General features: G+C 46.1%; 4 protein-coding genes. 3 read left to right on the top strand and 1 reads right to left on the bottom strand.

Translation table 11 applies throughout. The features are described 5' to 3' along the window. The coding region (locus B2X00_RS05985; RefSeq protein WP_290486523.1) for a DUF2989 domain-containing protein at positions 1 to 644 on the bottom strand (644 nt) is incomplete at its 3' end. 125 nt (positions 645 to 769) lie between these two features. On the opposite strand from B2X00_RS05985, the gene B2X00_RS05980 reads away from it, so the two are divergent. From B2X00_RS05980 to B2X00_RS05970, 3 genes are all read left to right on the top strand, one after another. After that, positions 770 to 2,215 (top strand): glyceraldehyde-3-phosphate dehydrogenase, encoded by a 1,446-nt coding sequence (locus tag B2X00_RS05980; protein ID WP_071464314.1) that lies wholly within the window; start codon positions 770 to 772, stop codon positions 2,213 to 2,215. A 90-nt stretch (positions 2,216 to 2,305) separates the two neighbouring features. Next, positions 2,306 to 3,439, top strand: coding sequence for a M14 family metallopeptidase (locus tag B2X00_RS05975; RefSeq protein WP_290486525.1), 1,134 nt, complete (start codon positions 2,306 to 2,308; stop codon positions 3,437 to 3,439). A gap of 40 nt (positions 3,440 to 3,479) precedes the next feature. Next, on the top strand, positions 3,480 to 4,924 hold a 1,445-nt coding region (locus B2X00_RS05970), incomplete at its 3' end, for an alanine/glycine:cation symporter family protein (protein ID WP_290486522.1).

Genomic DNA, 4,924 nt, shown 5'->3' with positions numbered 1-4,924 from the left:
TCATCTGTGCGTTGGTTGTTTAAATAATAGGTCACCAGTGATTCGGGGATCTCAACGTTAAAGCGTTGTTGTGGCTTATATAATCGCAATGCTCGGTATAAATATTCGAGCATGGTTTGACTATCTTCTTTGGCGTAATAAGTCGCTAATGCAAATTGTAATTCCGATGTTTGCATGATGGGTTGCCCCTCGAGCGCGAGTAAGCGGTCAAGGGCATCATTATTACCTCGATTGGCCCAGTGCCAGTACATCAAAAGCGGGTGTTCGCTGCTTTTGGTCTGCTGAGCGAGTTTCTCGATGTTGCTCAAGCTTTTGATGTACGCCTCGATGCGATGAGACTGCTTGGCTTTGAGCTTTCTATGCTCAATTGATGAAGCTAATTCGATACATTGGGAGTATGACTGTAAGTCTTTTAGCAAATAATATTGATGCGTAGGTGTTTCATCTGTTTTGTTGGCATAGCGCGTTAGAATCAGCTGTCGACGCTCCGCGTTACACCAATTGTCTTGGTTTAAGTCAGAACAGATATCGGGGTAGCTCTCACATGCCTCTCGCACAGTAATCGGTCGTTCCTCACAGCCAGAAAGTGTGACAACAATGGCAGCAATGGCTGCGCTCAATCCGATACTACGTGCATATGTCATTGATATTTTCCGCCGTTTCAACGATTAACTAACAAGTTCGCCAGCATAGGTTGGCTTATGAGTGCGCTTTTAAGTACAATACGCATCGAGATTTTTGAGCATATCATACCATGAGGACTTAGCTAATGAATGCTAACCAGCAGGACCCGACACTCTCAAGTTGGCAGGAGCGCCAAGAGTACGCAGAACTCATGCAACCATTAATCGGTAAATTATACCGTAATTTTGGTGTGGAGATTCTAGTTTATGGTCGTTCACTATTAAACGTCTCGACAATTAATATCATTAAAGCGCATCGTTTGATCCGTCGTTATGAAGGTCAAAAAGTGCGTTTACGCGAGAGCTTTCCGTTCCTAGAAGCCATGGCGAAAATGCAGATGGCTCCAGCACGCGTAGATTTAGGCAAACTTGCCTATGGTTATCACCACGGTGGTAAAGCAGACGGTTTGTCGATTGAAGATTACCTACGTCGTGAGCTAGCTGACGTGGTTGACGTCGATGACAGCATCGAGCCACGAGATGTTGTGCTATATGGCTTTGGTCGTATCGGTCGTTTACTGGCACGGTTATTAATTGAAAAGAACGGTGCAAACAACAAGATGCGCTTGCGAGCGATTGTTGTTCGTGGTGGACGCGAAGGCGACTTAGAGAAGCGTGCGAGCTTGCTTCGTCGTGACTCGATTCATGGCCAGTTCAATGGTTCAATTACGATTGATAAAGAAACCAATAGCATCAAGGCTAACGGCACTTCTATCAAAGTGATTTATTCAGATGGTCCCGACCAAGTTGACTATACTCAGTATGGTATCGACAACGCGATTGTTATCGATAATACCGGTATCTGGAAAGATGAAGCCGGTTTAGGCTTGCACCTGAAATCGAAAGGCGTTGCAAAAGTACTACTTACTGCGCCTGCCAAAGGTGACATCAAAAATATCGTATTTGGTGTGAACGACAGCGATATTTTGGAAGATGACCGCATTCTCTCGGCAGCGAGCTGTACTACCAATGCGATTACGCCTGTACTCAAAGCAGTTAACGACGAGTACGGTATTCACAATGGTCACGTAGAGACTGTTCATTCGTATACGAACGACCAAAACTTGATTGATAACTATCACAAAGCTGAACGTCGTGGTCGTTCTGCACCATTAAACATGGTTATCACCTCAACCGGCGCTGCCAAAGCGGTTGCAAAAGCTTTACCTGAACTTAAAGGTAAGTTAACCGGTAACGCGATTCGTGTACCTACGCCTAACGTTTCAATGGCAATTATGAACCTGAACCTTGGCAAAGCCACTGATCGTGAGACGCTTAATGAGTATCTTCGTAAGACTGCGTTGCACTCGTCATTGGAAAGCCAAATTGACTACACGGCTTCAACGGAAATTGTATCAAGCGACTTGGTCGGTAGCCGTTATGCAGGTATCGTTGATTCGCAAGCGACGATTGTTGAAGATGACCGCGCTGTTTTGTACGTGTGGTATGACAACGAGTTCGGCTACAGCTGTCAGGTTGTACGTGTTGCCGAGCATATGGCAGGTCTTAAAGTACCTAACTTGCCTCGCTAAACACATAAAAATAGAAAAAAGCGCCCGTGGTGGCGCTTTTTTCGTATACTGCTAAGCATTCGTTCTTAAAAATTATAAAGGAAACGCATGATACGTATAAATACGGCGTTTGATAGCGGCAATATTGACGTTATCGAAGCAAATTCAAGTGACAACATCCGTCTGACAATCCGGAAAGATCATCAGTCCGATTTTTATCAGTGGTTTCATTACAAGTTGTTTGCCGAAGTAGGCGAGGAACATGTGATGATCATTGAGAATGCAGGTAAATCAGCTTACCCCGATGGCTGGAAGGACTATCAAGCCTTGGCGTCTTACGATCGGGACACCTGGTTCCGCGTACCTACCGAATATAACGGTGAGAAGCTGACGATTCGGCATACACCAGAACAAGAGTCAGTTTATTACGCTTATTTTGTGCCTTATTCATATGAGCGCCACTTAGATCTCATCCAGCAAGCGCAACAATCGGTTGATTGCTATCACGAATTACTCGGCGAGACTATCGACGGCCGTGAGCTGAACCTGTTGATTATCGGTGAGCCGAGCGAAGAGAAAAACACCATCTGGGTCACCGCACGTCAGCATCCAGGTGAGTCGATGGCTGAGTGGTTGATGGAAGGGCTATTGGGCCGTTTGCTTGACGACGAAGATGGCGTTGCGCGTAAGCTGCTCGATGAGAATGTGTTCTATGTCGTGCCTAATATGAACCCAGACGGTAGTGTTCGCGGCCATTTGCGTACTAACGCAGTAGGAACTAACCTAAATCGAGAGTGGGCTGAACCTTCGCTAGAGAAAAGCCCAGAAGTTTTTTATGTGCTCAAGCGCATGCAAGAAACCGGCGTTGATATGTTTTTAGATGTGCATGGTGATGAGGCACTGCCTTATAACTTTGTCGCTGGCTGTGAGGGTATTCCTTCGTATGATGAGCGCCATAAGCATCTGGAAGAAACGTTTAAAAATGCCTTGCTCGCAGCAACGCCTGAGTTTCAAGATGAGTTCGGTTACGAAAAAGATGAGCCTGGCAAAGCCAATATGACTGTTGCGTGCTCAGCTGTCGGCGAACGTTTTAAATGTCTATCTTATACACTAGAAATGCCATTTAAAGACAATGCTGATTTGCCTGATGAGGATTTCGGCTGGTCTTCAACTCGTTGTCAACGTTTAGGCGAGGATGTGCTAACTGCTATATTGGCAGTATCGCCAATCCTGCGTAAGGTTTAACGTACGCGGTAAAAATAACAATAAATAAAGGGGATACACCTTGGAAACGCTGAATAATATTTTGTTATGGATTGATGGGTTTTTAGGCTCTGCAGCCTATTTCCCATTTCTTTTGTTGGGTGTGGGTTTATTCTTCACGCTCTATTTGGGCTTTCCTCAAGTACGCTATTTCCGTCACGCGTGGCGCGTATTAAGTGGTAAGTTTGATAAAAAGGACTCACAAGGCGATACCAGTCACTTCCAAGCGCTCTCGACAGCGCTTTCTGGTACCGTGGGTACGGGTAACATTGGTGGTGTGGCACTGGCTATCTTCTTAGGTGGTCCAGCCGCTATTTTTTGGATGTGGATGACTGCATTCATGGGTATGACCACCAAGTTTGTTGAGGTCACGTTATCGCACAAGTACCGCGTTAAAACAGAAGATGGCACCATGGCCGGTGGACCAATGTACTACATGGACCGTCGTTTGAACATGAAGTGGCTCGCGGTCATCTTTGCTATCGCAACCATTATCAGTTCCTTCGGCACCGGTAACATGCCACAAATCAATAATATCGCTCAATCGATGGAACAAACCTTTGAAATCGATCCGGTCATCACAGGTGCCGTACTCTCGATTTTATTGGCGATGGTTATTATCGGTGGTATTAAGCGTATCGCGGCGGTGACCTCGAAGATTGTACCGATCATGGGTATTTTGTACGTGATTGGTTCATTAAGCGTTATCGCGTTTAACTTTGACAATATCGGCGAATCGTTCATCTCGATTTTCCGCGATGCTTTTACGGGCTCTGCGGCAGCGGGTGGTTTCTTGGGCGCAAGCTTCGCATATGCGTTCAACCGAGGCGTTAACCGCGGCTTGTTCTCGAACGAAGCTGGTCAAGGCTCTGCTCCGATTGCGCACGCGTCAGCTCGTGCCAAAGATCCTGTGTCTGAGGGTCTGGTATCTATTTTAGAGCCATTCTTGGATACCATTTTGATCTGTACACTGACTGGTCTGGTTATCCTATCGTCGGGTGTATGGACGCAAAAGTTCGAGAACAATTTTGCGCGCAGCGACCTCGACTTTATTGCAGGTCATTACGATGACACGGTAACGGCTGACCGCGAGAAGCTATACGCTTACTTGAACCAAACTGATGACAACGAGATCGAACGTTACAACGGTATTGTTCGTGTCGAAGATGGTGTTGCTCAGACCAATGAGCAGTTTACCATCCTTCATGCACGTTCAGTTGCTGAAGACGTGCGCTTTGTTGTCGCGGGTGAAGACGCCTATACCGGCACTGTCAAAGTTGAAAACGGCAATCTTATCAAGGACGATATTGAAGTTGTTGGTAAGTCATTGGTGCACTCTGCGGCATTAACATCGCTTGCCTTTGCCAACGGTTATTTTGGTGACTTCGGTCAATATATTATTCCAGTCACCTTGTTATTGTTCGCGTTTTCGACCGCTATTGCGTGGTCTTACTACGGCGACCGTGC

The sequence above is a fragment of the Idiomarina sp. UBA3162 genome (genome assembly GCF_002364475.1).
Classification (GTDB): Bacteria; Pseudomonadota; Gammaproteobacteria; order Enterobacterales; family Alteromonadaceae; genus Idiomarina.
This window is presented reverse-complemented; position numbering and strand designations above follow the sequence as displayed.